The organism is Achromobacter sp., assembly GCF_049647645.1.
In the GTDB taxonomy this organism is placed as follows: Bacteria; Pseudomonadota; Gammaproteobacteria; order Burkholderiales; family Burkholderiaceae_B; genus Achromobacter.
In genome coordinates this window covers 1-25,927 of record NZ_JBARYB010000019.1, presented here as the reverse complement: position 1 = coordinate 25,927, position 25,927 = coordinate 1, and the positions used below count along the sequence as shown (strand labels likewise).

The following is a 25,927-nucleotide window of genomic DNA, read 5'->3' as shown; positions in this document are numbered from 1 at the left end:
CGCCCAGGCAGACCGCCCAGGGCCGCCGCGCCCGCCGGCTCGGCGCGCAAGACCTGTTTTATTGCGCAGGGGAGGTGCGCGGACGGCACCTGGTCGTGGTGGACGACGTCATGACCACGGGCAGCACGGCCAACGCCGCTGCCGCCGCCTTGGTGGCCGCGGGCGCGGCGAGCGTCACGGTGCTGGTCGCCGCGCGCACGCCCTGAGTCTGCCCGCGGTCAAATCGGCGACAATTCCAGGTGTGCGGCGATCTTCCCGCCGCAAGCCGTCCCGAGTCTCTAGCGCCATGTTCCACGTCATCCTCGTCTGTCCTGAAATTCCGCCCAATACCGGCAACGCCATCCGCCTGTGCGCCAATACGGGCGCGCAACTGCATCTGGTCCGCCCCTTGGGCTTCGAGCTCGACGACGCCCGCATGCGCCGCGCCGGGCTGGACTACCACGAATGGCAGCCCGTCCGCGTGCATGACACCCTGCAGGAGGCCCTGGCCGATACCGGCGCGGCGCCCTCCAGCATCTACGCGCTGACCACGCACGCACAGCGCAGCGTGGCGGATATCGGCTTCAAGCCGGGCGACGTGTTCGTGTTCGGCCGTGAAACGGCGGGCCTGTCGGACGAACACCAGGCGATGTTCCCGCCCCAGCAGCGTCTGCGGCTGCCCATGCGCGCCGGCCAGCGCAGCCTGAACCTGTCCAATGCCGTCGCGGTGACGGTGTTCGAGGCCTGGCGGCAGCAGGGGTATGAAGGGGGCGTGTGACGGGAGTCGCGCGAGAAACGCGGGGCAAAAGCCCCGCTACCTATCGCGCTTGACCCACTAGCGGTCCTGTAATCAGTCCAGCGACAGATTCAGCTTCTCGATCACCTGGTCCCAGCGCGCTTTTTCGTTCTTGATGCGGGCGGTCAGGGCTTCAGGCGTGGACGGCGCGGGCGTGAAGTACTGCAGCGCCAGCTGCTTGCGCACCGCATCGCTGCCGATGATGCGCGCCAGCTCGCTGTTGAGGCGCTCGACGATGGGCGTGGGCGTGCCGGCCGGGACCAGCACGGCATTCCAGGAAATGGCTTCGAAGTCCGGATAGCCCTGCGACGCCATCGTCGGCACGCCGGGCAAGGCCTCGCTGGGCTGCAGGCTGGTCACGGCCAACAGCTTTACCTTGCCGTCTCGCGCCTGGGGCACGGCGATGGCGGGCACCATGAAACCGGCCTGGACGTCGCCGCCGATGATGGCGGAAATCACCTGCGGGAAGCCGGAATAGGGGATGTGCGCCAGGTCCACGCCCGCGCTTTCCTTGAACATTTCCATCGCCAGGTGAGCCGAGCTGCCCGGGCCGACGGAGCCGTAGTTCAGCGAATTGCCGCGGCCCTTCACCAGCGCGACGAAGTCCTTGACGTTATCGACCTTGAGGCTGCTGGGCACGACCAGCACGTTGGGGCTGGTGCCCACCAGCGACACCGGCTGCAGGTCGCGCAGCGGATCGTAGCCCAGCGTCTTCTTGTACAGCGTGGGTGCGGTGACCAGCGGGCCGTTGATCGTGTAGAGCAGCGTGTAGCCGTCCGGCTTGGCTTGCGACACGATGCGGGTGCCGATGTTGCCGCCGGCGCCCGGTTTGTTGTCGATCACGATGGGCTGGCCCAGCGCCTGGGACAGCGGTTCGGAGATGGTCCGCGCCAGGATGTCGGGCGACGAGCCGGGCGGGAAGGGCACGACCATGTGGATCGGGCGGTCGGGCCAGTCGGCGTGGGCGGCGGCCGGTAGGATGGCGGCCAGGCTCAGGCACAGGCCGCGTAGCAGCGGGCCGACCCGGAACTTGCGGGCTTGCGTCATGAAGGATGTCTCCTCGGTGCGTGGTGTTTGTTGTTAGGCGAATCAGTTGGACTGTCGATCCGGCGCCGCGTCCGGCTGGCCGCCGCCCGCCACGCTTTCATAGCGGGCGTCGCGCGCCAGCAGGGCGGATACGGCCGTCATGGGGGCCACGCCCTCGAACAGCACGGCGCAGACGGCCTCGGTGATCGGCAGTTCGACCCCGATGGCACGGGCGCGGTCCAGCGCAGCGCGCGCGCAGCGCACGCCTTCGGCCGTGATGCCGCTGGCCAGGATGTCGGTTAGCTTGCGGCCGGCGCCGATTTCCAGGCCCACGCGGCGGTTGCGCGACAGCTCGCCGGTCGCGGTCAGCACCAGGTCGCCCAGGCCGGTCAGGCCGGCGAAAGTTTCGGCCTGGGCGCCCAGCGCCACGCCGAAGCGGGTCATCTCGGCCAGGCCGCGGGTGATCAGCGCGGCGCGGGCATTGGTGCCCAGCGCCAGGCCGTCGCCGATGCCGCAGGCGACGGCGATCACGTTTTTCAGCGCGCCGCCCACTTCCACGCCGACCAGGTCGGTGCTGGCATACACGCGCAGCGCCGCGCCATGGAAGGCGGCGGTGGTGGCATCGCGCAAGGCCGGGTTGTCGCTGGCTACGGTCAGCGCCACCGGCAGGCCCTGCGCGACTTCGCGCGCGAACGAGGGGCCCGACAATGCGCCGCCGGTCGCGCCAGGCAGGGCCTCGCGCATGATTTCGTGGGGCAGCCTGGCCGTGTCGGCTTCAAAGCCCTTGCACGTCCAGACGATGGGGGTGTCCTGCAATCCCAGCGCGGGCAGCCGGCGGGACAGCTCGCCGCAGATGGCGGTCAGGCCGGCCACGGGCACGCCCAGCACGATCAGGCGGCGCGCGCCGTCTTCTTGCAGGCCGCGCAGCGTGGCGTCGAGATCGGAGGAGATGTTCAGTGCCTGGGGCAGCGGGATGCCCGGCAGGTAGCGCGCGTTTTCATGCGTGGCGGCCATGTCGGCCGCCTGCGCGGCATCGCGCGCCCAGAGTACGGTGTCGTGGCGGCGGCTGGCGGCCGCCGCCAGCGCGGTGCCCCAACTTCCCGCACCCAGGACGGCGACGCGCAGGCGTGGCACAACGGGATTGTTCATGGGGGGCACGCCGCGGCTTGCCTTACTGGCGGGTCGCGCCGGGGGGCAGGATGATGCCCGAGTCGCTGCCGTTGCCGTTGGCGGCGCCTTGCTGCTGTTGCAGTTCGGCCAGGCGCTGTTCGTACAGGGCTTGGAAGTTCACTTCGGTCAGGTGCAGCGGCGGCATCGAGGTGCGGGTGATCGCATCGGCGATGTTGGCGCGCAGGTAGGGGTACAGCATGGTCGGGCAGACGATGCCCAGCAGCGGGTCGAGCTGCTCTTCGGGGATGTTGGCGGCTTCGAAGATGCCGGCTTGCGTGCCTTCGACCAGGTACACGACCTTTTCATTGATGCGGGTGGTGACCGTGACGGTGACCGTGGTTTCGAACACGGTTTCAGCCAGGCGCTGGCCGCCCACGGTGATGCTCACCTCGACCTGGGGCGCTTCCTGCTCCAGGAAGACGTGGGGCGCATTCGGCATTTCCAGCGAAAGGTCTTTCAGGTAGACGCGCTGCAGATTGAACGAGGGCGCGTCGTTGCCGCCTTCTTGCTGGGTGTTTTGGTCTTGATCAGCCATGAGTGTTTCCGTTGGTGGGAGGGGCAAAAGAGGGAGTTCAGCTGGCCAGCATGGGGGCGAGGCCACCCGAGCGGTCCAGGGCCATCAGGTCGTCGCAACCGCCGACATGGGTATCGCCGATGAAGATCTGCGGGACGGTGCGCCGGCCGGTGCGTTCGATCATGACCTCGCGCTGGGACGGATCCCGGTCGATCTGGATGATTTCCAGATCCGTCACGCCGCGCTGCTCCAGCAGCGCCTTGGCGCGGGCGCAATAGGGACAATAGTCCTTGCTGTACATGACGACTTTGTTCATAGGCGCTCCTGGGGGTACAAGAATAGGTAGATGGGGGCGCGGCCCCTGGCTTCAACCCTTCTGGGTCACCGGCAGGTTGGCGGCCGACCAGGCGCGCATGCCGCCATCCAGCGGCACGACGTCGGCGAATCCTTGAGTGCGCAGCTTGGCGGCGGCGCGGGCCGAATCGCGGCCATTGTCGCAAACCACGACCAGCGGCTTGTTCTTGGGCAGCGAGGCGGCCTTCTGCTCGAGGTCGGCAGCCGGCACGTTGCGCGCCTGGGCGATGTGGCCGGCCTGGAATTGCTCGGCGGGGCGCACGTCGACCCAGACGGCCTGGCGCTGATTGACCATCTGGATGGCCTCGGCCGTGCTCACGGCCGAACCGCTGCGGCCTTTGCGCAGGGCGGGGATGGCCAGCATCACGCCGGAAATCACGGCAACGGCGACAATGAAGACGTTGTTTTTATCGATCAAGAATTGCAAAAGGTCCACGGGGCATCCTGAAGTGCGGCGACTAGCCTGGTATAGGCGAACCCTGAAGCGCCGCGCCACGGAAATGGGCGGGTGCGCCGGGGCAAAATCAAGGGCAAAATCGCTCAATTATAAAATGAGCGCATTCCTTCACCGCATTCCTTCACTTTAACCCGCGTTACAAGCGTCCCAAATCATGCACAAACTCGTTCTGATGCGCCACGGCGAAAGCCAGTGGAATCTGGAAAACCGCTTCACCGGCTGGACCGACGTCGACCTGACCGAGACCGGCCGCGAACAGGCCCGCAAGGCTGGCGAGCTGCTCAAGAAAGAGGGCTTTACCTTCGACCTGGCCTACTCCTCGCTGCTCAAGCGCGCCATCCGCACCCTGTGGATCGCCCTGGACGCCATGGACGCCATGTACACCCCGGTCGGCGTGACCTGGCGCCTGAACGAACGCCACTACGGCGCGCTGCAAGGCCTGAACAAGGCCGAAACCGCCGCCAAGTACGGCGACGAGCAGGTGCTGATCTGGCGCCGCGCCTACGCCATCGCCCCGGAACCGCTGGCGCTGGACGACGAACGCCATCCGCGTTTCGACAAGCGCTATGCCAAGGTGCCGGCCGACCAGCTGCCCGCCACCGAATGTCTGAAGGACACGGTGGAGCGCGTGCTGCCGTTCTGGAACGAATCCATCGCCCCGGCCATCCGCGCCGGCCGCAATGTCCTGATCGCCGCCCACGGCAACAGCCTGCGCGCCCTGATCAAGCACCTGGACAACGTCTCGGACGAAGACATCGTCAACCTGAACATTCCTACCGGCCAGCCGCTGGTCTACGAATTGGATGATGACCTGCGCCCGATCCGCCACTATTATCTGGGCGATGCCGCCGAGATCGAGGCGGCCATGGCTGCGGTGGCGGCCCAGGGCAAGGCTAAGAAGGACTGATATTTCTATGCGTCGCGCGGCAGGGTTGTTGTTGGCGGTCATGCTGACCGGTGGGGCGTTGTCGGCTGGCGCCGCGCCCAACGACCTTGCCGGCCGCCAGTCCGACGCGGAAAAGCAGCAGGCCGCCTTGCGCGACCGCATCGAGAACCTGCAAAAGGACATCGATGACCGCGAGGCTGCCCGCAAGGAAGCGGCCGACGGGCTCAAGCAGTCCGAGTCGGCCATTTCCAAGATCAACCTGCGTCTGCGGGAGCTGGCCGAGGCCAACCGCCAGGCGCAGACCGACCTGACTGGCCTGGAAAAGCAGATCGGCACGCAGCAGGTGGTGCTGGCCAAGCGCCGCACCGAACTGGCCGAGCAACTGCGCACCCAATACACCAGCGGCCTGTCGCCCTGGACGGCCCTGCTGTCCGGCGACGACCCGCAGGTGCTGGGGCGCAACCTGGGCTATCTGGATTACGTCTCGCAGGCCCGCGCCAGCGCGGTGCAGGCCCTGCGCGAGGACATCGAGCGCCTGGCCGCCCTGCAGGGGCGCGCCGACGCCCGCCGGGCTGAAATCGAAAAAGTCGTGGCCGAAACCTCCGAGCAGAAGACCGCGCTGGTCGGTCAGCAGAAAGAGCGCGCCACGCTGCTGGCGCAGCTGGAGGGGCAGATCGCCGCCCAGCGCGCCGAAGCCAACAAGCTGGGGCGCGACGACCAGCGCCTGTCGCGGCTCATCACCGATCTGGACGCGGCCATCGCCAAGCAGATCGAGGACGCCCGAAAGGCCGAGGAAGCGCGCAAGCGGGCCGAGGAAGTGCGCCGGGCGGAAGAAGCCCGCCGTGCCGCCGAGGAAGCCAAAAAGCGCGCCGACGCCGAGCGCCGCGCCGCCGAGGATGCCCGCAAGCAGGCCGAGGCCGACCGCAAGCTCGCCGCCGACAAGGCCAAGGTCGCCTCCGACAACGCCAAGCTGGCTGCCGACAACGCCAAACGCGAGCGGGATGCCCGCGATGCGGCCCAGGCGCGCGAGCAGGTCGAAGCCGCGTCGCGGCAGAACCGCGGCCCCGTCGCCGTGGCCGACCCGGATGCCGCCGGATTGCGTCCTGCCGAGCAGAAACAGTCCCGTCTGACTACCGGTGAGCCGCCACCTCAGGTTAAACCCGCAGATCCGCCCAAAAAGGCGGAACCTGTACAGGAGAATCCCGCTCCAAGCCGTAGCGAGCCTGCGCAGCAGACCCAAACCCAGACCGCCCGCGCCGCGCCGGTGGGCGGCGGCAACGGCCTGCGCCACGGGCTGTCCATGCCGGTGCGCGGCCAGGTGCAGGGGCGCTTCGGGGTCGACCGTCCGGATGGCGGCGTCTGGCGCGGGGTGGTGCTGCGCGCGCCCGAAGGCACGCCGGTCAAGGTGGTGGCCCCCGGCACGGTGGTCTACGCCGATTGGCTGCGCGGTTTTGGCAACCTCATCATTGTGGATCATGGGCAGCAATACCTGACCGTCTATGCTTACAACCAAAGTCTGCTCAAACGGGTGGGTGATTCGGTGACGGGTGGCGATACTATTGCTACGGTAGGGGCAACCGGCGGCCAAGTGGAATCCGGCCTATACTTTGAAATTCGCCATCGTGGCGCTCCTGTGGATCCGGCACAATGGCTGGCGCAGTAGATTGATGTCGTTGGTAATTACCAAACCCCATCGGCGAAAACAAAATTCGGGAAGTGTGCATGGGCACTCGTAAGTTTCGCGGTTTCGGTCTGATTGCCATCGGTGCGGTGGCTGGTGTTTTGCTCAGCGTAGGCGTGACCGCGGTCGCCCAGCGCGGCAGTCCCCTGCCGTTGGACGAGCTCAGGCAACTGAGCAACGTGTTCGCCGCCATCAAGAACAACTACGTCGAAGCCGTCGACGACAAGACCCTGATCGACAACGCCATCTCCGGCATGGTGTCGAACCTGGACCCGCACTCCGCCTACCTGGACGCCGATGCCTTCCGCGAAATGCAGACGGCCACGCAAGGCGAATTCGGCGGCCTGGGCATCGAGGTCGGCGCCGAAGACGGCTTCGTCAAGGTCATCTCCCCGATCGAAGACACGCCCGCCGCCCGCGCTGGCGTGATGGCCGGCGACCTCATCATCAAGATCGACGACACGCCCACCAAGGGCATGACGCTCAACGACGCCGTCAAGCTGATGCGCGGCGCGCCCAAGTCGCCGATCACGCTGACCATCATGCGCGCCGACCGCCCGCAGCCCATCGTGCTGAAGATCGTGCGCGACGTCATCAAGGTGCGCAGCGTGCGCAGCAAGATGCTGGACAACGGCATCGGCTACGTGCGCGTCGCCCAGTTCCAGGAAAAGACCGGCGCCGACCTGGCCAAGCAGTTGAAGGACCTCGGCGCCAAGGAAGCCCCCAAGGGCTTGGTGCTGGACCTGCGCAATGACCCGGGCGGCCTGCTGACCAGCGCCATCGGCGTGTCCGGCGCGTTCCTGCCGCCCGACTCGGTGGTCGTCACCACCGACGGCCGCACTCCCGACGCCCGCCACAAGTACCTGGCCACGCCGTCGGAGTACGCCCGCGGCGAAAGCAACTATCTGGCCGGCCTGCCTGCCTGGACCAAGACCGTGCCGATGGTGGTGCTGGTGAACGTGGGCTCCGCCTCGGCCTCCGAGATCGTGGCCGGCGCGCTGCAGGACCACAAGCGCGCCAAGGTCCTGGGCAACCGCACCTTTGGCAAGGGCTCGGTGCAGGTGATCCTGCCGCTGTCCGAAACCACCGCGGTCAAGCTCACCACCTCGCGCTACTTCACGCCCAGCGGCCGCTCCATCCAGGCCACCGGCATCGAACCGGACTACGTCGTCGCCGACACGGCCGAAGGCGACCTGTTCCGCCTGCCGCGCGAAGCCGACCTGCAGCGCCACCTGTCCAACCAGCAGACCGCCAACGAAGTGAAGTCCAGCGGCGGCGACGACAACGCCGACGTGCCGACCAAGGTGTTCGAATTCGGCGGCAAGGACGACTTCCAACTGCAGCAGGCCCTGAACGTGCTGGCCGGCAAGCCGGTGCAGAAGGGATCGGCTCGCGCCCAGGCCAAGGCCGATGCCAAGGCCGGCGGCGGCACGCCCCAGCGCATGAAGATCACGCCGACCGGAGTCGAGCCCAGCAAGGACAAATGAACGACGAGCAACTGCTGCGCTACGCCCGCCACATCCTGCTCGACGAGCTGGGAATAGAAGGGCAGGAGAAACTGCTGGCGGCGCGTGTGCTCATCGTGGGGGCGGGTGGACTGGGTTCTCCCGCCGCGCTCTACCTGGCCACTGCCGGCGTGGGCGACATCACCCTGGCCGACGACGACATCGTCGAGCTGAGCAACCTCCAACGCCAGATCCTGCACACCACCGCCAGCGTCGGCCGCCACAAGGCCGAGTCGGGACGCGACATGCTGGCTGCCTTCAATCCGCAGACCCGAGTCCACGCCCGCGTCGAGCGGCTGGAAGGCCAGGCCTTGTCCGACGCCGTCGCGAAGGCGGACCTGGTGCTGGACTGCACCGACAATTTCGCCACCCGCCACGCCATCAACCGCGCCTGCGTGCAGCATCGCAAACCGCTGGTGTCCGGCGCCGCGATCCGCTTCGACGGCCAGGTCAGCGTCTACGACCTGCGCGACGGCAACGCGCCCTGTTACCACTGCCTGTTCCCGGAAGGCGACGACGTCGAGCAGGCCAATTGCGCCACGATGGGCGTGTTCGCCCCGGTCGTCGGCATCATCGGCAGCATGCAGGCCGCCGAAGCCCTCAAGCTGCTGTCCGGCGTGGGCGAAAGCCTGTCCGGCCGCCTGCTGTGGCTGGACGTGCGCACCATGCAATGGCGCAGCGTCAACGTCCAACGCGACCCCGAGTGCGCCGTCTGCGGGCATCGCGGGCACTGATCCGATACTGATCCGATGGCCTGGATTGGCCCCGCGGACAATATTAAAGGCTTGAAATACCTGCTATAACGCCAGCCAGCCTACCTGAAATCGGGTGGACGGCCAGGGACGTGACCGCGTGGATACAGCACTTAAGTTCAGCTTGCCCAAATGGCGCCTGACGCGTTGGTTGACGCATTCCGGGCACGATACCCCCGCGGACATCCGCTCGGCCCTGATCGCCAGCCTGTTCGGCACGCTTCCCATCTTTGCCGGCGGCGTCATCAACACCCTAATGATCTCCGGCGTGGTCGCCTGGCGCCGCCCCGAGCCGCTGTACCTGTCCTGGCTGGGGATGGAGGTGGTGCTGGCGCTGATTCGCGTCCTGATCCTGCGGTCCGCCCTGCGCGCCGCACCCAAGGGCGGCAACACCCATACCGACATCTACATCCTGCTGGCGCTGCTGTGGGCGTTCAGCGTGGGCTACGGCGTCTTCGTCACGTTCATCAATGGCGATTGGCTGGCCGCCACCCTGGCCGGCGTGTCCTGTGGCGCCATGGCCGGCGGTATCTGCTTCCGTAATTACGGCGCGCCGCGGCTGGTGGGCGCCATGATCTTCCTGAGCCTGGGACCGATGTGCCTGGGCGCGGCCTTCACCGGCGAATACGTCACGGCCATCGTCTTCATCCAGATCCCGTTCTATCTGGTCAGCATGAGTATCGCCTCGCACCGGCTTAACCGCATCCTGGTGTCCACCATGCTGGCCGAGCGCGACAGCGAGCGCCGCGCCAGCGAAGACGCGCTGACCGGCCTGGCCAACCGCGCCGGCCTGCAGGCCGCGCTGGAGCGCGTCTGCACCAGCGCGCGCGGCCACGACAGCTCGGCGGCGTTGCTGTACATGGACATGGACGATTTCAAGCTCATCAACGACACCTACGGCCATGCCGCAGGCGACCAGGTGCTGATGACCATCGCCCAGCGCATGCGCTCCATGCTGCGGGTGGACGACGTGGCGGCGCGGATCGGCGGCGACGAGTTCATCGTGCTGGTGACCGGCATCGACGCCACGGCCGCGTTGAAGCTGGGCGAACATCTGCTGCATGACGCCTCCCAGCCGATTACGCTGGCGGATGGCACGCGGGTCAGCGTGGGCCTGTCCATCGGTATTTCCATCGTGTCCGGCGCCAACCGCAGCCCGCAAGCGGCGCTGCATTCCGCCGATGCCGCCCTCTATCGCGCCAAGGCGCAGGGCGGCCGTTGCTGCGCGGTGGCAGGGGCGGAAGAGACCGAGAAGACGCTGCTGGACGGGGAACCCGCAGCGGCCTGAACCAAGCCGCCTGCGGCAGCCTGCAAGACCTGATCCCGGATTTTCGCGACTGGTTTCTCAAAAGTTATCAGATAACCTGAGAAGTGTGCCTATAATCCTTTGATGTTGACCAAGAGCCTCACCCTGACCGAACAGGTCGCCCGCCAGATCGCCGCCGACATCGCCGGCGGCGCCTATCCCGTGGGCGCCAAGTTGCCGGCGGGCCGTGTGCTGGCGGAGCAATACGGCGTCAGCGCCGCGGTCATCCGCGAGGCCACCGAACGCCTGCGCGCCCAGGGCCTGATCCAGAGCCGCCAGGGTTCCGGCAGCACCGTGCTGTCGCGCACCGGCGCGCAGGGCTTCCAGTTGTCCGCCGGCATCGCCGTGGACCGCAAGCAGCTGGCCGGCGTGTACGAATTGCGCATGGAGCTGGAAGGCGGCGCGGCAGCGCTGGCCGCGCTGCGGCGCGACGACGCCGACCTGGCCGCCATGGCGCGCGCCCTGGACGACCTGGAGTCGCATCTGGAAGATCCGGAGCGGGGCGTGGAGCATGACATCGCCTTCCACCGCGCCATCGCCGCCGCTACCCACAATAGTTGCTATCAAGACCTGCTGCAGTACCTGAACCTGCAACTCAGGCTGGCCGTCAGCACCGCGCGCAGCAATAGCCGCCTGCAGGCCGGGCTGACGGCTGCCGTGCACCAGGAGCACGTGGCCGTGTTCGAGGCCATCCGCGCGCGCGATCCCGAACGGGCGCGGCATGCCGCCGCCCGCCATCTGCAACAGGCGGCCAGCCGCCTTCAACTCGATCTACTCTCTCCCGCCGCAAGGCTGACATCATGAGCGCATCCGACTTTACGCAACGCCTGGTCCAGGCCTTGGGCCCCGACACCGTCATCACTGCCGAGGCCGACATCGCGCCCTGGCTGTCCGACTGGCGCGGCCTGTACAAAGGCCGCGCGCAGGCCGTGGTGCGCCCGCGCACGACCGCCGAGGTCGCCACCTGCCTGGCGCTGTGCCAGCAGGCAGGCGTGCCGGTGGTGCCGCGCGGCGGCAACACCGGCCTGTGCGGCGGCGCCACGCCGGACGGCAGCGCAGGCAACGTGGTGCTCAGCCTGGATCGCATGAACGCCGTGCGATCCATCGATACCATCGCCAACACCATGGTGGCCGAGGCCGGCGCCATCCTCGGCAATCTGCGCCGCGCCGCGCAGGACGCGGGCCGCTTGCTGCCGCTGAGCCTGGCGGCGGAAGACTCCAGCCAGATCGGCGGCAACGTCGCCACCAACGCCGGCGGCGTGAACGTGGTGCGCTACGGCATGGCGCGCGAACTGGTACTGGGCCTGGAGGCCGTGCTGCCCACGGGTGAAATCTTTCATGGCCTGCGCACGCTGCGCAAGGACAACACCGGCTACGACCTGAAGCAGTTGCTGATCGGCTCCGAAGGTACGCTGGGCGTCATCACCGCCGTCGCCTTGCGTCTGTTCCCGCGTACCGACGTGCGCTCGGTAGTGCTGGCCGCCGTCGAGTCGCCGGCGCAGGCCTTGCAGCTGTTCGAGATCCTGTTCGAACAGTGCGGCGCGCGCCTGCAAGCGTTCGAATACTTTTCGGGCGATTGCCTGGACCTGGTGCTGGCACACGCCGCGGGCGTGCAGGAGCCGTTCGGTCAGCGCTATCCGGCTTACGTGCTGGTGGAATTGGCGGATACCGCCGACGAGGCCGCGCTGAACGGTCTGGTGGAAAACGTGATCGGCACGGCGCTGGAACGCGGCCTGTGCCTGGACGCGGCCGTGTCCGCATCGCTGGCGCAATTGCAGGCGCTGTGGAAGCTGCGCGAGGAAATCTCCGAAGCCCAGCGCGCCGACGGCCCGCACCTGAAGCACGACGTGTCGCTGCCGATCGAACGCATCCCCGACTTCATGGAATCCGCCGAAGCCCGCGTGCGCGCGCTATACCCGGACCTTCGCCCCTTCATCTTCGGCCATTTCGGCGACGGCAATTTGCACTACAACCTGTCGCGGCCGGCGGGCGCGGACCGCGACTGGGTGGCGGTGCATGGGGCGGCGATCACGGACGTGGTGCTGGACGAGGTCAATCGTTACGGCGGGAGCATTTCTGCTGAGCACGGGATCGGGCAGTTGAAGCGGGATCATTTCCTGCATAGCAAGGATGCGCTGGAATTGCGGTTGATGCGGGAGATCAAGGCTGTATTGGATCCTGCGGGGATTATGAATCCTGGGAAGCTGCTGTAGTTTCTGTTGGGGCGTTCTTGAGCGGAGCTTCGTGGGGTGTTCGCTGGTACGCGTGAACAGAGCTTCGTAGGCCGCACGGCGGCGCGGGCGGCATGGCGGCGAGCGCCCACGATTGCGGTCCGGAGCCTTCGCTCCGGACTGCCCCTTCGTCATCGTCGTTGCCGCCTGCGGCGGCTGCCTTCCGATTCCCCCGGGCGCATCGAGGTTGCTCGCCGCCATGCCGCCCGCGCCGCCGTGCTACTTGCGTCTCGGTCTGTTGCGCTGTTAGAGCCGTGGTTAGTGACGAGTCTTGCGGGGCCCGCCGATTACGGCCGCCCGGGCGGCCGTAATCGGCATACGCGCTAGTGTGCGTCGCGATGGCTGCGCTGGCGCGAATGCGGCGGGTGGTTTGCTAGTGGTTGTCGCCGTTTTGGGGGAGGGGCGGTGATGGGCGGCGCGCGATGGGTAGTGGCTTGCGCACGCAGATCCTCTCGCGCGCGCCGCCCATCCGGCGGCGGAGTTGAAATGGCGAATTTTCAGCATCGCATCATGATCTGCATGCGTCGATGATGGGTTAGTGCGACATGTGCGGCAACTTATGGGCATGCCTGTAAGCATTTCATCCGTTCGATGTGATCGTCATCAGCGCGCAGCGTCATCATCTGACGCCAGACACCGCGTAAGCCCCCAAAGGCCGCCCGCGCGGCCGGCCGGGGGCGGGCCCCGCAAGATCCTCGCCCACCCCCACCGGTGGCAAGAACGCCAAGCACACTGCTCGTCCCTGCGTCCGTGAAGATTCAATAGAAAGAGCACGGCGCGGCAGCGGCCTGCCGGGTGCGGGGCGTCGATAAGCCCGAGGGAATCGGAAGGGAAGGCCGCAGGCCTGGACGACGATGACGACGGGGCAGTCCGGAGCGAAGGCTCCGGACCGCAATCGTTGCCCCGCACCCGGCAGGCCGCTGCCGCGCCGTGCGTCTCAAGAACTCAAAACAGACGCAGCAAGAACATCACTGCCGATGATAAACCTCGGCCCCTTTCTTAACGAACTCAATCGACTTCTCCTCCATCCCCTTCTGCAACGCCTCCTTCTCACTAACCCCCTGAGCCGCCGCATAATCCCGCACGTCCTGGGTGATCTTCATCGAGCAGAAATGCGGCCCGCACATTGAGCAGAAGTGCGCCACCTTCATCGAATCCTTGGGCAGCGTCTCGTCGTGGAATTCCTTGGCGGTGTCCGGATCCAGACCCAGGTTGAACTGGTCGTCCCAGCGGAACTCGAAGCGCGCCTTGGACAGCGCGTTGTCGCGGATCGCCGCGCCCGGATGGCCCTTCGCCAGGTCCGCCGCGTGGGCTGCGATCTTGTACGTGATGATGCCGTCCTTCACGTCCTTCTTGTTCGGCAGGCCCAGGTGCTCCTTGGGCGTCACATAACAGAGCATTGCCGTGCCGTACCAGCCGATCAGCGCCGCGCCGATGCCGGACGTGATGTGGTCGTAGCCGGGGGCGATATCGGTGGTCAGGGGACCCAGCGTGTAGAACGGCGCCTCGTGGCAGTGTTCCAGTTGCAGCTCCATGTTCTCCTTGATCATCTGCATCGGCACGTGGCCCGGGCCTTCGATCATGACCTGCACGTCATGCTTCCACGCCACCTGCGTCAGCTCGCCCAGCGTCTTCAGCTCGGCGAATTGCGCCTCGTCGTTGGCGTCGTAGCCCGAACCCGGGCGCAGACCGTCACCCAGTGAGAAGCTGACGTCGTAGGCCTTCATGATTTCGCAGATCTCCTCGAAGCGCTCGTACAGGAAGCTCTCCTTGTGATGCGCCAGGCACCACTTCGCCATGATCGAACCGCCGCGCGAGACGATGCCGGTCATGCGGTCGGCCGTCATCGGGATGAAGGGCAGGCGCACGCCCGCGTGGATCGTGAAGTAGTCCACGCCTTGTTCGGCCTGCTCGATCAGCGTGTCGCGGAAGATCTCCCAGGTCAGGTCCTCGGCCTTGCCGTCCACTTTCTCCAGCGCCTGATAGATCGGCACGGTGCCGATCGGCACGGGCGAGTTGCGGATGATCCATTCGCGCGTTTCGTGGATGTGCTTGCCGGTGGACAGGTCCATGACCGTGTCGCCGCCCCAGCGGATCGCCCACGTCATCTTTTCCACTTCCTCGCCGATGCCCGAGCTGACTGCGGAGTTGCCGATGTTGGCATTGATCTTCACCAGGAAATTGCGGCCGATGGCCATCGGCTCCACTTCCGGGTGGTTGATGTTGGCCGGAATGATGGCGCGGCCGCGCGCGATCTCGTCGCGCACGAACTCGGGCGTGATGGCGGCGGGAATGGCGGCGCCGAACGATTGGCCCGGGTGCTGGCGCAGCAGGCGCTTCACCATCTTTTCGCCATCGGGGCCGCTGTCGCGCAGCGTCTGCAGATAGTGCTCACGACGCAGGCTTTCGCGGATCGCCACGTATTCCATTTCCGGCGTGATGATGCCGCGGCGGGCGTAGTGCATCTGCGATACGTTGGCGCCGGACTTGGCGCGGCGCGGCGGACGTTGCAGGTCGAAGCGCATGGCCGTCAGTTTGGGATCGGTCAGGCGTTCCTTGCCGTAGTCGCTGGTCGGGCCGGACAGCACTTCCGTGTCGCCGCGCTCTTCGATCCAGCCGCGGCGCAGTTCGGGCAGGCCGCGGCGGATGTCGATCTTGGCTTCGGGGTCGGTGTAGGGGCCGCTGCAGTCATAGACGGTCAGGGGCGGATTCTTCTCGCCGCCGAACATCGTCGGCGTGTCGTCCTGCTCGATTTCGCGGAACGGCACGCGGATGTCGGGGCGCGAGCCCACTTCATACACGCGACGGGATTTGGGCAGCGGTGCGACGGCCGCCGCGTCGACTTCGGCGGTAGCGGCCAGGAATTTGGGATTGGCGTTCATGGAAAGCTCCAAGCGAGTGGTTGGAGCCGATCGGGAAGGAATTCCCGCCGCGCGCGCAAAGACGCATGGCGGGAATACGGCTCCCAGCATCGGCATTATCCGTACTGGTACGAAGGGACTCTCTCAACACGTCCGGCCATGAAGGCGGGACGAGTACCCCTGCGCGAAAGCGAAGTATAGAGGCTGGCGCGCGTTCCGACGAATCGCGCGGCTGCTGCGTCGCGATGGCCGGTGCAGGCGGCAGCTGGTATTACCGCTTTACATTTGGATTCAGACTGGGGCGACACTGTCATTCAGGTTCGGTACACTTTTCCCTATTACCGGCCATGGAGAAGTGGCCTGGTCTTAGTCCACTTAAGAAGGAATCGAGCATGCAACTGACCCTACGCAAATTGGCGCCCGCCTTGGTAGTTGTGACGTTGGCGCTAGCGGGTTGCAAGACCGCCCCGACTAAGACGTCCGGCGACACCGCCGCGCCGCAAGCTGGCCAGGAGGCCTCCAAGCCCGCCGCCGCGGCGTCCGTGGACTTCTATCTGGCGCAGAAGCAGCCCGGTACTGGCCTGCGCGAAATCGCGCTGCCCGACGGCAAGCTCTACATGCAGTCCGTGCCTGTCCTGACGCGCGCCGACCTCACCGACGCCGCCGCGCTGGTCGATCGCCAAGGTCAGAACTTCGTCGGCCTGCGCTTCTCGGAAGCTGGCGCCCGCAAGCTCAATGACGTCAGCACCAAGAACGTCGGCAATATGCTGGCGCTCGTGATCGACCAGGAACTGGTCGCCGCCCCGCTCATCGGCGAACCGCTGAACCGCGGCGTCCTCGCCTTCGGCGTGGCCTCGGCCCAGGCCGCCTCGGAAATCGCCGCCAAGATCCGCGGCGACGCTGGCACTCCGCCGCCGGCTGGCGGCGCTGCTCCGGCGCCCGCTGCCAAGCCCTGAGCGAAGCTAGCGACAAAAAAAGCCCGGCATAGCCGGGCTTTTTAACGTCTGCAAGAAAGACGGCCCGCGTTCAGCCCAGCTTGCGGCCGCGCGTCTTGGCGCCGCGGCGGACCAGGATAGTCTTTTCGATGTAGGCCTGCGTGATCGATTCAAGGATCAGGCGGTCGTCTGCCGTCAGCGATTCGAACTGCGAAGGCGAAATATTGGGGAAGGGCCAGGGCGCCAGGGGACGCGGTCGGGCGCCAGGGCGTGGCGGCGGTTCCGCCACGCCAGGCGCGGGCAGGGTGTTGCTGAGGTCGTAGCCTTCCACGGGGAGTTCAATGGGGCCTTTGCCGGTTTCCAGCCATTCGGCCTCGACCTTCAGAACCTGTGCCAGCTTGCGCGCTGAGCGGCTTGAGTGTCGCAGGCCGCTTTCGTAGCTGCCGATGGCGCTTTGCGAAATGCGGGCCAGACGCGCGAGGTCCTTCTGCGTGTGGCCACGCAGCAGGCGCGCATGCTTCAGTCGGTCTGAGAATGTTTTCACACCGGCGATTGAAGCTTGCTGGTCGCGCGCTTTGGTGGTTATAAATATTACTTAAGTGATATTTATCAAAGGTGAGCGCATGGAGCAACGAGGCAGCGTCTTCGTCATACGGCTAGACGAAACGGCGGGTGAGGATTTCGCCGAGGCCTTGCGTCTGTTGCGTTGGCAGGCCAGCGTGTTCGATTCGTCCGTCGGGCTATTGGAACACTTGCAGGCCCAAGCCGCCGATGCCCTGGTACTTTTGGGAGGTATGCAGGGCGTGCCGGGCCTTATCGCCATGCTGCGCCGGGCGGCGCCAGCCGCGGCGGTGCTGTGGCAGGCCGTGGCCGCAAGCGCGTCCGATCGCATCGCTGCGCTGGATGCGGGCGCGGACGTCTGTACCCCCGCAGGCATGGAAACGCTGGAATGGGATGCTCTACTGCGCAATCTGTGCCGGCGGGCGCCGGCCGTCGCCTTGCCTTGGCGGCTCGATCCGCACGCCGGCGCGCTGGCCGGGCCGGCTGGGGAGTTCCTGCCGTTGACGGTAACGGAGCGGGCTTTTTTTGTCCGCTTATTGAACGCGCCGGGCTACTGCCTGCGCCGGGAATGCTTCTTCCCGGCCGGCGCGCGCAATTCCCTGGATGGGGCGCGGCGGGTGGATGTGCTGTTGTCGCGACTGCGCAGCAAGGCGCGCCGTCTCAATATCGACCTGCCCGTGCTCGCGGTGCGGGGATGGGGTTATATCTTGCTGCCCGAGGGCGCCGCGAGAGGGCAGGGCTTCAGAGCACTACCAGGTTATCCCGATGCATGAGCTCGGGTTCGGTCATGCTGCCCAGGATGCGCGCGATCTGCGACGAAGGCTGGCGCAGGATGCGGCGAGTATCGACCGATGAGTAATTGATCAGGCCTCGGGCGCATTCGCGGCCCTGGCCATCCACGCAGGCGACCACGTCGCCGCGGCCGAATTCGCCTTCCACTTCGGTCACGCCAATGGGCAGCAGGCTTTTGCCTTCACGCAGCAGCGCCTGCACGGCGCCGTCGTCCAGCACCACGCGTCCGCGCAGGCGCAGGTGATCGGCCAGCCATTGCTTGCGCGCGGACCACACAGGCAACACGGCGCGCAATTCGCTGCCTATGCATTCGCCCTGGGCCAGGCGCGTGAGCACGTTGCGCTCGTGGCCGGATGCGATGACGGTATGCGCGCCGCTATGCGCCGCGCGCTTGGCCGCCAGCACCTTGGTCAGCATGCCGCCGGTGCCGATGCCGCTGCCGGCGCCGCCAGCCATGGCTTCCAGCGCCGGGTCGCCGGCCTGGGCGTGCGACATGAATTTCGCCTCGGGGTTCTTGCGCGGATCGGAGTCGTACAGGCCGCGCTGGTCCGTCAGGATGATCAGCGTGTCGGCTTCGATCAGGTTGGTGACCAGCGCGCCCAGGGTGTCGTTGTCGCCCAGCCGGATTTCGTCGGTGACCACCGTGTCGTTTTCGTTCACGATCGGGACCACGCCCAGGCGCAGCAGCGCGAACAGCGTGCTGCGCGCGTTCAGGTAGCGGTGGCGGTCGGCCAGGTCTTCGTGCGTCAGCAGGATCTGGGCGGTGCGCAGGCCGTATTCGGCGAAAGCCGCCTCATAGGCCTGGCACAGGCCCATCTGGCCTACGGCTGCGGCCGCCTGCAGTTCGTGCATGACCGAGGGGCGCTTGCGCCAGCCCAGGCGCGCCATGCCTTCCGCGATGGCGCCGCTGGAAACCAGCACGATCTGCTTGCCCTGCTTGTGCAGGGCGGCGATCTGCGCGGCCCAGTGCGCCACGGCGGCGCGGTCCAGGCCGCGGCCTTCGTTGGTGACCAGCGACGAGCCGACTTTGGCGACGAGGCGCTGGGCGTTGGTGACGACGGAAACGGCGGGTGTTTCAGCTGACATGATGGCGGCCGGCTGCGGCGAGAAAAAAGGCGTAATCGTAAGGACTGCGATTATGGCTTATTCGTCGTCGCCGCGCGGCGCCGGGCGCTGGTCGGCGTCCGAACGTTTGTCGTCGAAACGCGGGTCCGGCGCCACATAGTTGTCGTTGGCCTGGTCTTGCGACAGGTGTTCCTTTTCGCGTTCGGCGTCCAGGTAGTCCTGCAGCGCGTAGAGCAGGTCTTGCGTGCCCTCGCCGGACAGGCCGGAAATGCCGAATACCGGACCGTTCCAGTCGTAGAGTTCGAGAAAGCGGCGCTTGGTGTCTTCGGGGTCGGGCACCATGTCCAGCTTGTTCAGGATCAGCCAGCGCGGTTTGGCTGCCAGTTCGGGGTCATAGCGGCGCAGTTCTTCGACGATGGCGCGCGCGTCGACGACGGCTTGCTCGACGGGATCGGCGTCGGGATCCGGCGTGGACACGTCGACCAGATGCAGCAGCACGCGGGTGCGTGCCAGATGGCGCAGGAACAGGTGACCCAGGCCGGCGCCTTCGGAGGCGCCTTCGATCAGGCCGGGAATGTCGGCCACGACGAAGCTGCGCGACGGCGAGGTCCGCACCACGCCCAGATTGGGGTGCAGCGTGGTGAAGGGGTAGTCCGCGATCTTCGGCTTCGCATTGGAAATGCGGGTGATCAGCGTGGACTTGCCGGCGTTGGGCAGGCCCAGCAGACCCACGTCGGCGAGCACCTTCAGTTCCATGCGCAGGTAGCGGTGTTCGCCTTCCTTGCCGGGCGTCCACTGGCGGGGGGCGCGGTTCAGGCTGGACTTGAAGTGGATGTTGCCCATGCCGCCCTGGCCGCCGGCGGCCAGCACGACTTTTTGTTCGTGCTGGTTCAGGTCGAACAGGACTTCGCCGGTTTCGGCGTCATGGATGATGGTGCCGACCGGCACGCGCAGCGTGATGTCGGGAGCGGCCGCGCCGTACTGGTCCGAGCCGCGGCCGTTTTCGCCACCCTTGGCGCGGTGCAGGCGCGCGTAGCGGAAGTCGATCAGGGTGTTGATGTTGCGGTCGGCCACCGCGAAGATGGTGCCCCCGCGTCCGCCGTCGCCGCCGTCCGGGCCGCCCTTGGGGATGAATTTTTCGCGGCGAAAGCTCGCCACGCCATTGCCGCCTTTGCCGGCGACGACTTCGATGGTGGCTTCGTCTACGAATTTCATGGTGTCCGTGCGTGTAGTAGGTATTGGGGCGGAGACCCGTTATTGGGAGCCGCCAGGAGGCAGGGGCGGGAGACTTCCGGCTGCTGCCTGAAAACAAAAAAGCTTAAAACAAAAAAAGCCCTGCCGCATGCGACAGGGCTTTTACCGTTCGAGCTCGCGGCGAACCGCGAGCTCTGACCGTGCTTGTCCGATTACTCGGCAGCGATGATCGAAACGGTTTGCTTGTTCAATGCGCCCTTGAAGCCGAATTGAACCTTGCCGTCGACCAGCGCGAACAGGGTGTGGTCCTTGCCCATGCCGACGTTCACGCCAGCGTGGAAGCGCGTACCGCGCTGACGCACGATGATCGAACCAGCGGGAATCAATTCACCGCCGAAGGTCTTGACGCCCAGACGCTTTGATTCTGAGTCGCGTCCGTTTCGCGTAGAGCCGCCGCCCTTTTTCTGTGCCATGTTTAGCTCCTGCTAAGTGGTACCGAGTCGCTTCTTAAGCCGTGATGGCTTCGATGCGGATTTCGGTGTAGTTCTGACGGTGGCCCTGACGCTTCTGATAGTGCTTGCGACGGCGCATCTTGAAGATCTTGACCTTGTCGTGGCGGCCTTGCGCAAGAACCGTTGCCTTGACCACAGCGCCGGAGACGAGGGGCGTGCCAACTTTCAGTTGGTCGCCTTCGCCCACGGACAGCACTTGGTCCAGGGTGATTTCTTGCCCAATGTCTGCCGGTATCTGTTCTATCTTGAGTTTTTCGCCAGCGGCAACGCGATACTGCTTGCCACCGGTTTTTACGACCGCGTACATGGGGTGTTCCTTAAATAGGTAAATGGGTTCATCCGCGCTGCCTGCCCTGCTGGGCGGGATTGCCGCTCTGGCGGGCGCTTTCGTCTCCTGGCGCCAGAGTCTGGCGGAAGAAAAAAGGCCTTGATGCTCGGGGAAGGTTCAAAACCGGATTCAAGACCGGGTCTAAAGCCTACCTTTGCACCCAGAGGGGTGACGCAAATGCAACCGACGTAATTCGGGCATTGCTGACCGAATCCGGGATATTAGCCCGGGACTTTCAGAAAGTCAAAAAGCTGTTGCAGGCTAAGGGCTTAGGTGTGGCGTGCGCGCTTCAAGCGCCCGGGATCACTCGCAGGGCGATGTCGCGCGCCACCAGCCGGATCCCTGCCATGACGTCGTGGCGGTGCGCCTCGTCCAGCCGGTCGGTGGGGATGGAGGTGCTGACGGCCACCCGCTTGCCCAGCGGCGTCATGCCTACATAGGCGGCAAAGCAGACCAGGCCAGTGGCCACTTCCTCCAGATCCTGCGCCAGCCCGGTGCTGCGCACCTGTTCCAGTTCCTGGTCCAGCGCGGCGCGCGTGGCGAGGCTGCGCTCCGTGACGCGCGGCAGCGTATCGGGCGCACGGGCGTCCAGTTCCTCTGGCGGCAGACTGGCCAGCAGCGCCTTGCCCAGCGCGCAGGCGTGGGCGGGCAGACGCAGGCCCAGGTCCGACACCAGCCGCACCGGGCGGCGCGCGTCTTCGCGGGCGAGGTAGACCACGTCGAACCCGTCCAGTGTTGCCAACTGCACCACCTCGTTGTGCCGCGCCACGAAGGCGCCGGCCGCCGCCTGAAAGGCGGTTTGCAGGCCATCCTGGCGTAGATAGGCGTAGCCCAGCGCCATCAGCTCAATGCCGATGACGTAGCCGCCGTCGCGGCGCTCGATCCAGCGGCGCTGTTCCAGGCAATCCAGCAGCAGGTATAGCGTGCTGCGGGCGAGTTGGCAGGTCTCTGCCAGTTCCGATGCCTTCACGGGCGCGCGGCGGCTGGCTAGCACCCGCAGGATGTCGTGGGTGCGGCGGATGGCGGGGACGTCGTATTCGGCGGTCATGAGCTGATTGTCCAATATATTGGACATAAATTCAGGATATTGGACATGATAATGGAAGTCTCCTAGACTGCCCCGCACATCATTCGAACAAGGCGAGGAGACCCATGGACGCAGCAAAGACGCTGCCTGCCGATCTGGAGCAGGCGCTGCTGGTGGGGCGGTTGTGGCGGCCGGGCCCGGTCAATGGTCCCAGCGTGGTGGCGGTGCGCAAAGGCGAGGTGATCGACATCACCGCCGCCGCGCCCACCATGGCGGACCTGCTGGACCGCCCCGACCGCGTGGCGCTGGCGGCCAGCGTCGCCGGCGAGTCGCTGGGCGACGTGCGGACTCTGATGGCCGCCAGCCTGGCGGGTCAGGATGGATTGCGCCTGCTGGCGCCCTGCGACCTGCAACCCGTCAAGGCGGCGGGCGTCACCTTTGCCATTAGCCTGCTGGAACGCATGATCGAGGAAGAGGCGGGCGGAGACGCCAGCCGTGCCGAGGAAATCCGCGTCCGCATGCAGGCGCTGATCGGCTCCGACCTGTCCCGCCTGCGGCCGGGTTCGCCGGAAGCGGCCAGGCTGAAGGCAGAACTGACCCAGCGCGGCCAGTGGTCGCAATACCTCGAGGTGGGCATCGGTCCGGACGCCGAGATATTCTCCAAGGCACCGCCCATGGCGTCGGTGGGAGCCGGCGCGCGGATCGGCGTGCTGCCTGAATCCCGCTGGAACAATCCAGAACCCGAGATCGTGCTGGCGGTGGACAGCCGCGGCGAAGTCGTCGGCGCCACCTTGGGCAACGACGTCAACCTGCGCGACATCGAAGGCCGCAGCGCCTTGCTGCTGACCAAGGCCAAGGACAACAACGGTTCCTGCGCCATCGGACCCTTCATCCGCCTGTTCGACGGCGGCTACACCGTGGACAGCGTGCGCCAGGCCGACGTCTCCCTGCGCATCGAGGGCCTGGACGGCTTCGAGCTGGACGGCGTCAGCCACATGCGCGAGATCAGCCGCGATCCGCTGGACCTGGTGCGCCAGGCTTGCGGCAGGCATCACCAGTATCCGGACGGCTTCATGCTGTTCCTGGGCACCATGTTCTCGCCCACCCAGGACCGCATGGGCCCGGGCACTGGCTTTACCCACAAGCTGGGCGACCGCGTCGTGATCGCCTCCGAGCGCCTGGGGGCGCTGGTCAACGAAGTTCGGCTGGCCACCGAGATCGAACCCTGGACCTTCGGGGTGCGCGCGCTCTACGCCAACCTGGCCGAGCGCGGTCTGCCGCGGCGCGGCTCCTGATCCCCCAGCTGGCGGCGCCGGGCAGGGGGCGCACCGGGCGCCACCCCCGCTGGCGATTCTGCCCGGATGACGGCTCACGTCCGTCACTCCCCGTATAATCCTTGGTCGAATCCCCCGCCCTCTGCGGCGGGCCCAGCGGTAAGAGCCGGCACGCGTCCGCGCCACGGCTCGTTTCACTCTCCCGGAAACGTCTTGAATCTCCCCGAGCTTGTTGCCCCCATTGCAGACGACATGAAAGCCGTCGACGCGGTCATTCGCGAGCGGCTGAATTCCGAAGTGGTCCTGATCCGCACGATCGGCGACTACATCATTGGCGCGGGCGGCAAGCGCATGCGGCCGGCCATGGTGCTGATGGTGGCGCGCGCGCTGGGCTACGAGGGCACGCACCACCAGCTGCTGGCCGCCGTGGTCGAGTTCATCCATACCGCCACGCTGCTGCACGACGACGTGGTGGACGAATCCGACCTGCGCCGCGGCCGCGACACCGCCAACGCGGTCTTCGGCAACGCCGCCAGCGTGCTGGTCGGCGATTACCTGTATTCGCGTTCCTTCGAGATGATGGTGGAAGCCAACTCGATGCGCGTCATGAGCATCCTGTCCGAAGCCACCACGGTGATCGCCGAAGGCGAGGTGCTGCAGCTGCTGAACGTGCACGACCCGGACGTCTCGCAGGAACGCTACCTGCAAGTCGTGCGCTACAAGACCGCCAAGCTGTTCGAGGCCGCCGCCCAGGTGGGCGCCGTGCTGGCGGGCGCTACGCCCGAGCAGGAAACCGCTGCGGCCGCCTATGGCCGCCATGTAGGCACCGCCTTCCAATTGGTGGACGACGTGCTGGACTACAGCGGCGATGCTGCCGCCCTGGGCAAGAACGTCGGCGACGACCTGCGCGAGGGCAAGCCCACGCTGCCGCTGATCCGCGTGATGGAAGTGGGTACCCCGGAACAGCAGCAATTGATTCGCGACGCCATCAAGACCGGCGACGCCGACTTCGCCGCCGTGGCCGCCGCCATCCAGGCCACCGACGCCCTGGAGCACGCCCGCCAGGCCGCCGTGGCCGAGGCCGATCTGGCCCGAAAAGCACTTTCTGCTTACCCCATTTCCCCTTTTCTAAATTCTCTGTTAGAATTCTGCGCTTTCGCGGTGAATAGAGATCGCTAAGCGAATTAGGCGGAAAATCTGGGGTAACCCAGGTGGGGGAACCCGGTAGCCTGAAACGTGGCGGTTGATAGTGAAAGCGAAAGATGGCCTGGCTGCACTGAGCGCAACCAAGCCAAGGAAGTTGAAGTAACCGGGGCGTAGCTCAGCCTGGTAGAGTACTGCGTTCGGGACGCAGGAGTCGGAGGTTCGAATCCTCTCGCCCCGACCACTAATTTGTGGTCACACCCGACAGAAGACCCTTTAGCCAAATGGCCATTGGGTCTTTTTTGTTTTGGGCTGCGCGGTGCTTGCTTAGGAATTTCCGCCCATGGGCAGAGGTTTGGGCGGTTCTACCTTGACGTTGTCGCATTTCACCGCCTTCTTTACCGGGACGGGCCTAGTCCGTACCACTCCGTCTACTACGACAAGCTCACGCAAGACGGTATGGGGATGCTGGTAGAGCGTCTCGTAATCTTTTCCCGGCTCAAGAACTGCACTGATCGCTTCGCCGAAGGGACGGCGGTACATGGACATGCCTATGGCGTCGGGATGGGTCGATCCGCCGCCGCGCGAGTAGATGTCGATCGGAATTCCCGCGGTGACGACATATTCGGAATAGTATTCCTCGTCGATATCGGGCATGGGCATGCCGATCACCGTATTGCTGAATCCCCGGACCAAGGGATCGTTGGCTTCGAAGCTGTACGAACGCATGTCATCCTGGCAAGTGCGATTCAGGATGATGGTGGTTTGAGTGCCGAAATAGATCCGCAACCTTGCGCTCACCGCAGGATCGTATTCCTTGGGCAGATACGGGCTCTTCGGGGCGCATCCCGAGGTCAGTATGGCAACGCCGATCATTGCCATCGTTGCTCTCCATGCTGTCTTCATCAGTTGCCTTTCGTTGTTAATGCACCATCCTCCTTTCGCGGACCCGCGGTGGGAGGATCTACCTTGGATGCCTGACGCGCGGCGCCAACCGCCCATGGTTATTAACGGTCATTCGCGGCAAAGCTTGAGGCGCGCTGTAGGGAGTGTTGGCTCGCCAGGAAAAATTTGACGTGCCAGACTACGTTCAGCGAACAACAAAATCACATCCGAGATCTGGTTGTCGGCGGATGGCGCGGCGGGCGCCGGTTCTGTCGTACCTGCTGAGCGCACGCACGCCGGCCGACGCTTTGCGGCAGTTGCTCGCGATGCTGGCGTCGAGGGCTCTGAAGTTGGCGCTCGTATTGATCACCTTCAGGGCTTAACGTGATGATCCCGAACCGGGTATTGGGCAACCGCAATCGAGGATGCCGAATCGCTGGCTCTTTAGGGAAGGGGCCAACACTACGTAAGTTCTGGCGATTTATGACGCTTATCGGGGGTGGCGATGATACTGAAGAGATTTACTAATAATAGTTATATCTATGTGGATGAAATGGATGGGGCGTTTCGGGAAAGCGCCTCATTGGCTGAGGGTCTGGCCCTGTCCGGGGAAGGAGACTTTGTAGGCGGAAACCTAGTTGCCTTGTATGTGAGCGATGCGAAGCTTCTTCTTCGGGTGTCGGATAAGGTGAT

27 protein-coding genes and 1 tRNA gene are annotated in these 25,927 nt (G+C 65.8%); 15 read left to right on the top strand and 13 right to left on the bottom strand.

Annotation, left to right across the window (positions count from 1 at the left end):
- Both WBB14_RS02155 and WBB14_RS02150 read left to right on the top strand, forming a co-directional pair.
- The coding region (locus tag WBB14_RS02155; protein ID WP_424238369.1) for a phosphoribosyltransferase family protein at nucleotides 1-206 on the top strand (206 nt) is incomplete at its 5' end.
- Between the two features lie 80 nt (nucleotides 207-286).
- Nucleotides 287-757 (top strand): tRNA (cytidine(34)-2'-O)-methyltransferase, encoded by a 471-nt coding sequence (locus WBB14_RS02150; protein ID WP_424238368.1) that lies wholly within the window; start codon nucleotides 287-289, stop codon nucleotides 755-757.
- Nucleotides 758-829: 72 nt separating this feature from the next.
- Here the strand turns inward: WBB14_RS02150 and WBB14_RS02145 are convergent, their stop codons facing one another.
- The 5 genes from WBB14_RS02145 to WBB14_RS02125 are packed head-to-tail and all read right to left on the bottom strand — an operon-like array spanning nucleotide 830 to nucleotide 4,275.
- A complete protein-coding gene (locus WBB14_RS02145) occupies nucleotides 830-1,822 on the bottom strand; it encodes a Bug family tripartite tricarboxylate transporter substrate binding protein (protein ID WP_059378192.1) in 993 nt (330 codons plus the stop codon).
- Nucleotides 1,823-1,864: 42 nt separating this feature from the next.
- Nucleotides 1,865-2,950, bottom strand: a complete 1,086-nt coding sequence (locus tag WBB14_RS02140) for an NAD(P)H-dependent glycerol-3-phosphate dehydrogenase (RefSeq protein ID WP_424238367.1) — start codon at nucleotides 2,948-2,950, stop codon at nucleotides 1,865-1,867.
- Between the two features lie 22 nt (nucleotides 2,951-2,972).
- On the bottom strand, nucleotides 2,973-3,506 hold the full coding sequence (gene secB, locus WBB14_RS02135) for a protein-export chaperone SecB (protein WP_013396659.1): 534 nt from the start codon (nucleotides 3,504-3,506) through the stop codon (nucleotides 2,973-2,975).
- Between the two features lie 37 nt (nucleotides 3,507-3,543).
- Complete coding sequence (gene grxC / locus WBB14_RS02130; protein ID WP_332013073.1) at nucleotides 3,544-3,801, bottom strand: glutaredoxin 3; 258 nt, start codon at nucleotides 3,799-3,801, stop codon at nucleotides 3,544-3,546.
- A gap of 51 nt (nucleotides 3,802-3,852) precedes the next feature.
- Nucleotides 3,853-4,275 carry a rhodanese-like domain-containing protein gene (locus tag WBB14_RS02125; RefSeq protein WP_424238366.1) on the bottom strand — a complete coding sequence of 141 codons (423 nt, stop codon included), beginning with the start codon at nucleotides 4,273-4,275 and terminating at the stop codon, nucleotides 3,853-3,855.
- Between the two features lie 175 nt (nucleotides 4,276-4,450).
- On the opposite strand from WBB14_RS02125, the gene gpmA reads away from it, so the two are divergent.
- From gpmA to WBB14_RS02090, 7 genes are all read left to right on the top strand, one after another.
- Entirely contained in the window at nucleotides 4,451-5,203 is a 753-nt protein-coding gene (gene gpmA, locus WBB14_RS02120) for a 2,3-diphosphoglycerate-dependent phosphoglycerate mutase (protein WP_332013075.1), read from the top strand.
- A gap of 7 nt (nucleotides 5,204-5,210) precedes the next feature.
- Entirely contained in the window at nucleotides 5,211-6,845 is a 1,635-nt protein-coding gene (locus WBB14_RS02115; protein WP_424238365.1) for a peptidoglycan DD-metalloendopeptidase family protein, read from the top strand.
- Between the two features lie 59 nt (nucleotides 6,846-6,904).
- Nucleotides 6,905-8,350, top strand: a complete 1,446-nt coding sequence (locus WBB14_RS02110; protein ID WP_424238364.1) for a S41 family peptidase — start codon at nucleotides 6,905-6,907, stop codon at nucleotides 8,348-8,350.
- The gene (locus WBB14_RS02105) at nucleotides 8,347-9,102 is read left to right on the top strand and encodes a HesA/MoeB/ThiF family protein (protein ID WP_424238363.1); all 756 of its coding nucleotides are present in this window, start codon (nucleotides 8,347-8,349) and stop codon (nucleotides 9,100-9,102) included. The genes WBB14_RS02110 and WBB14_RS02105 overlap by 4 nt, the downstream gene beginning before the upstream one ends.
- A gap of 118 nt (nucleotides 9,103-9,220) precedes the next feature.
- Nucleotides 9,221-10,408: a diguanylate cyclase domain-containing protein gene (locus tag WBB14_RS02100; RefSeq protein WP_424238362.1), complete on the top strand. Its 1,188-nt coding sequence runs from the start codon at nucleotides 9,221-9,223 to the stop codon at nucleotides 10,406-10,408.
- 102 nt (nucleotides 10,409-10,510) lie between these two features.
- Nucleotides 10,511-11,230 carry a FadR/GntR family transcriptional regulator gene (locus WBB14_RS02095; protein ID WP_424238361.1) on the top strand — a complete coding sequence of 240 codons (720 nt, stop codon included), beginning with the start codon at nucleotides 10,511-10,513 and terminating at the stop codon, nucleotides 11,228-11,230.
- Nucleotides 11,227-12,639: an FAD-binding oxidoreductase gene (locus tag WBB14_RS02090; protein WP_424238360.1), complete on the top strand. Its 1,413-nt coding sequence runs from the start codon at nucleotides 11,227-11,229 to the stop codon at nucleotides 12,637-12,639. The genes WBB14_RS02095 and WBB14_RS02090 overlap by 4 nt, the downstream gene beginning before the upstream one ends.
- Nucleotides 12,640-13,625: 986 nt before the next feature.
- On the opposite strand, the gene thiC is transcribed toward WBB14_RS02090, so the two are convergent.
- Nucleotides 13,626-15,539, bottom strand: a complete 1,914-nt coding sequence (thiC, locus tag WBB14_RS02085; RefSeq protein WP_424238359.1) for a phosphomethylpyrimidine synthase ThiC — start codon at nucleotides 15,537-15,539, stop codon at nucleotides 13,626-13,628.
- Between the two features lie 371 nt (nucleotides 15,540-15,910).
- Here thiC and WBB14_RS02080 point away from each other — a divergent pair, with 371 nt between their 5' ends.
- Nucleotides 15,911-16,474, top strand: a complete 564-nt coding sequence (locus tag WBB14_RS02080) for a SecDF P1 head subdomain-containing protein (protein WP_424238358.1) — start codon at nucleotides 15,911-15,913, stop codon at nucleotides 16,472-16,474.
- A gap of 70 nt (nucleotides 16,475-16,544) precedes the next feature.
- Here the strand turns inward: WBB14_RS02080 and WBB14_RS02075 are convergent, their stop codons facing one another.
- Nucleotides 16,545-16,997, bottom strand: a complete 453-nt coding sequence (locus tag WBB14_RS02075) for a helix-turn-helix domain-containing protein (RefSeq protein WP_424238357.1) — start codon at nucleotides 16,995-16,997, stop codon at nucleotides 16,545-16,547.
- A gap of 79 nt (nucleotides 16,998-17,076) precedes the next feature.
- Here WBB14_RS02075 and WBB14_RS02070 point away from each other — a divergent pair, with 79 nt between their 5' ends.
- Nucleotides 17,077-17,787 carry a response regulator transcription factor gene (locus WBB14_RS02070; protein WP_424238356.1) on the top strand — a complete coding sequence of 237 codons (711 nt, stop codon included), beginning with the start codon at nucleotides 17,077-17,079 and terminating at the stop codon, nucleotides 17,785-17,787.
- Here the strand turns inward: WBB14_RS02070 and proB are convergent.
- The 5 genes from proB to WBB14_RS02045 all read right to left on the bottom strand — a co-directional run bounded on the left by proB (nucleotide 17,756) and on the right by WBB14_RS02045 (nucleotide 21,953).
- Nucleotides 17,756-18,892: a glutamate 5-kinase gene (gene proB / locus WBB14_RS02065; protein WP_424238355.1), complete on the bottom strand. Its 1,137-nt coding sequence runs from the start codon at nucleotides 18,890-18,892 to the stop codon at nucleotides 17,756-17,758. The genes WBB14_RS02070 and proB overlap by 32 nt on opposite strands.
- Nucleotides 18,893-18,949: 57 nt before the next feature.
- Complete coding sequence (gene obgE, locus WBB14_RS02060) at nucleotides 18,950-20,086, bottom strand: GTPase ObgE (RefSeq protein WP_424238354.1); 1,137 nt, start codon at nucleotides 20,084-20,086, stop codon at nucleotides 18,950-18,952.
- A gap of 191 nt (nucleotides 20,087-20,277) precedes the next feature.
- Nucleotides 20,278-20,538 (bottom strand): 50S ribosomal protein L27, encoded by a 261-nt coding sequence (gene rpmA / locus WBB14_RS02055; RefSeq protein ID WP_006224659.1) that lies wholly within the window; start codon nucleotides 20,536-20,538, stop codon nucleotides 20,278-20,280.
- Between the two features lie 34 nt (nucleotides 20,539-20,572).
- On the bottom strand, nucleotides 20,573-20,884 hold the full coding sequence (gene rplU / locus WBB14_RS02050) for a 50S ribosomal protein L21 (protein WP_006216228.1): 312 nt from the start codon (nucleotides 20,882-20,884) through the stop codon (nucleotides 20,573-20,575).
- Between the two features lie 310 nt (nucleotides 20,885-21,194).
- Nucleotides 21,195-21,953, bottom strand: coding sequence for an IclR family transcriptional regulator (locus WBB14_RS02045; RefSeq protein ID WP_424238353.1), 759 nt, complete (start codon nucleotides 21,951-21,953; stop codon nucleotides 21,195-21,197).
- Between the two features lie 104 nt (nucleotides 21,954-22,057).
- Between WBB14_RS02045 and WBB14_RS02040 the strand changes: the two genes are divergently transcribed.
- The 3 genes from WBB14_RS02040 (at nucleotide 22,058) to WBB14_RS02030 (ending at nucleotide 24,593) form a co-directional block, all read left to right on the top strand.
- On the top strand, nucleotides 22,058-23,227 hold the full coding sequence (locus WBB14_RS02040) for a fumarylacetoacetate hydrolase family protein (RefSeq protein WP_424238352.1): 1,170 nt from the start codon (nucleotides 22,058-22,060) through the stop codon (nucleotides 23,225-23,227).
- A gap of 192 nt (nucleotides 23,228-23,419) precedes the next feature.
- The gene (gene ispB / locus WBB14_RS02035; protein ID WP_424238351.1) at nucleotides 23,420-24,385 is read left to right on the top strand and encodes an octaprenyl diphosphate synthase; all 966 of its coding nucleotides are present in this window, start codon (nucleotides 23,420-23,422) and stop codon (nucleotides 24,383-24,385) included.
- A gap of 131 nt (nucleotides 24,386-24,516) precedes the next feature.
- Nucleotides 24,517-24,593: transfer RNA gene (locus WBB14_RS02030), tRNA-Pro, on the top strand.
- An 83-nt stretch (nucleotides 24,594-24,676) separates the two neighbouring features.
- On the opposite strand, the gene WBB14_RS02025 is transcribed toward WBB14_RS02030, so the two are convergent.
- Nucleotides 24,677-25,231, bottom strand: coding sequence for a hypothetical protein (locus WBB14_RS02025; protein WP_424238350.1), 555 nt, complete (start codon nucleotides 25,229-25,231; stop codon nucleotides 24,677-24,679).
- A gap of 508 nt (nucleotides 25,232-25,739) precedes the next feature.
- On the opposite strand from WBB14_RS02025, the gene WBB14_RS02020 reads away from it, so the two are divergent.
- Nucleotides 25,740-25,927 (top strand): hypothetical protein (locus tag WBB14_RS02020; RefSeq protein WP_424238349.1); only part of this gene is annotated, 188 nt, incomplete at its 3' end.

Excerpts from the sequence above, each read along its gene's own strand:
- WBB14_RS02150 (WP_424238368.1), top strand. The coding sequence starts at position 287 with ATGTTCCACGTCATCCTCGTCTGTCCTGAAATTCCGCCCAATACCGGC.
- WBB14_RS02145 (WP_059378192.1), bottom strand. The coding sequence starts at position 1,822 with ATGACGCAAGCCCGCAAGTTCCGGGTCGGCCCGCTGCTACGCGGCCTG.
- WBB14_RS02140 (WP_424238367.1), bottom strand. The coding sequence starts at position 2,950 with ATGAACAATCCCGTTGTGCCACGCCTGCGCGTCGCCGTCCTGGGTGCG.
- secB (WP_013396659.1), bottom strand. The coding sequence starts at position 3,506 with ATGGCTGATCAAGACCAAAACACCCAGCAAGAAGGCGGCAACGACGCG.
- grxC (WP_332013073.1), bottom strand. The coding sequence starts at position 3,801 with ATGAACAAAGTCGTCATGTACAGCAAGGACTATTGTCCCTATTGCGCC.
- gpmA (WP_332013075.1), top strand. The coding sequence starts at position 4,451 with ATGCACAAACTCGTTCTGATGCGCCACGGCGAAAGCCAGTGGAATCTG.
- WBB14_RS02115 (WP_424238365.1), top strand. The coding sequence starts at position 5,211 with ATGCGTCGCGCGGCAGGGTTGTTGTTGGCGGTCATGCTGACCGGTGGG.
- WBB14_RS02110 (WP_424238364.1), top strand. The coding sequence starts at position 6,905 with ATGGGCACTCGTAAGTTTCGCGGTTTCGGTCTGATTGCCATCGGTGCG.
- WBB14_RS02105 (WP_424238363.1), top strand. The coding sequence starts at position 8,347 with ATGAACGACGAGCAACTGCTGCGCTACGCCCGCCACATCCTGCTCGAC.
- WBB14_RS02095 (WP_424238361.1), top strand. The coding sequence starts at position 10,511 with ATGTTGACCAAGAGCCTCACCCTGACCGAACAGGTCGCCCGCCAGATC.
- WBB14_RS02090 (WP_424238360.1), top strand. The coding sequence starts at position 11,227 with ATGAGCGCATCCGACTTTACGCAACGCCTGGTCCAGGCCTTGGGCCCC.
- thiC (WP_424238359.1), bottom strand. The coding sequence starts at position 15,539 with ATGAACGCCAATCCCAAATTCCTGGCCGCTACCGCCGAAGTCGACGCG.
- WBB14_RS02080 (WP_424238358.1), top strand. The coding sequence starts at position 15,911 with ATGCAACTGACCCTACGCAAATTGGCGCCCGCCTTGGTAGTTGTGACG.
- WBB14_RS02070 (WP_424238356.1), top strand. The coding sequence starts at position 17,077 with ATGGAGCAACGAGGCAGCGTCTTCGTCATACGGCTAGACGAAACGGCG.
- proB (WP_424238355.1), bottom strand. The coding sequence starts at position 18,892 with ATGTCAGCTGAAACACCCGCCGTTTCCGTCGTCACCAACGCCCAGCGC.
- obgE (WP_424238354.1), bottom strand. The coding sequence starts at position 20,086 with ATGAAATTCGTAGACGAAGCCACCATCGAAGTCGTCGCCGGCAAAGGC.
- rpmA (WP_006224659.1), bottom strand. The coding sequence starts at position 20,538 with ATGGCACAGAAAAAGGGCGGCGGCTCTACGCGAAACGGACGCGACTCA.
- rplU (WP_006216228.1), bottom strand. The coding sequence starts at position 20,884 with ATGTACGCGGTCGTAAAAACCGGTGGCAAGCAGTATCGCGTTGCCGCT.
- WBB14_RS02045 (WP_424238353.1), bottom strand. The coding sequence starts at position 21,953 with ATGACCGCCGAATACGACGTCCCCGCCATCCGCCGCACCCACGACATC.
- WBB14_RS02040 (WP_424238352.1), top strand. The coding sequence starts at position 22,058 with ATGGACGCAGCAAAGACGCTGCCTGCCGATCTGGAGCAGGCGCTGCTG.
- WBB14_RS02025 (WP_424238350.1), bottom strand. The coding sequence starts at position 25,231 with ATGGCAATGATCGGCGTTGCCATACTGACCTCGGGATGCGCCCCGAAG.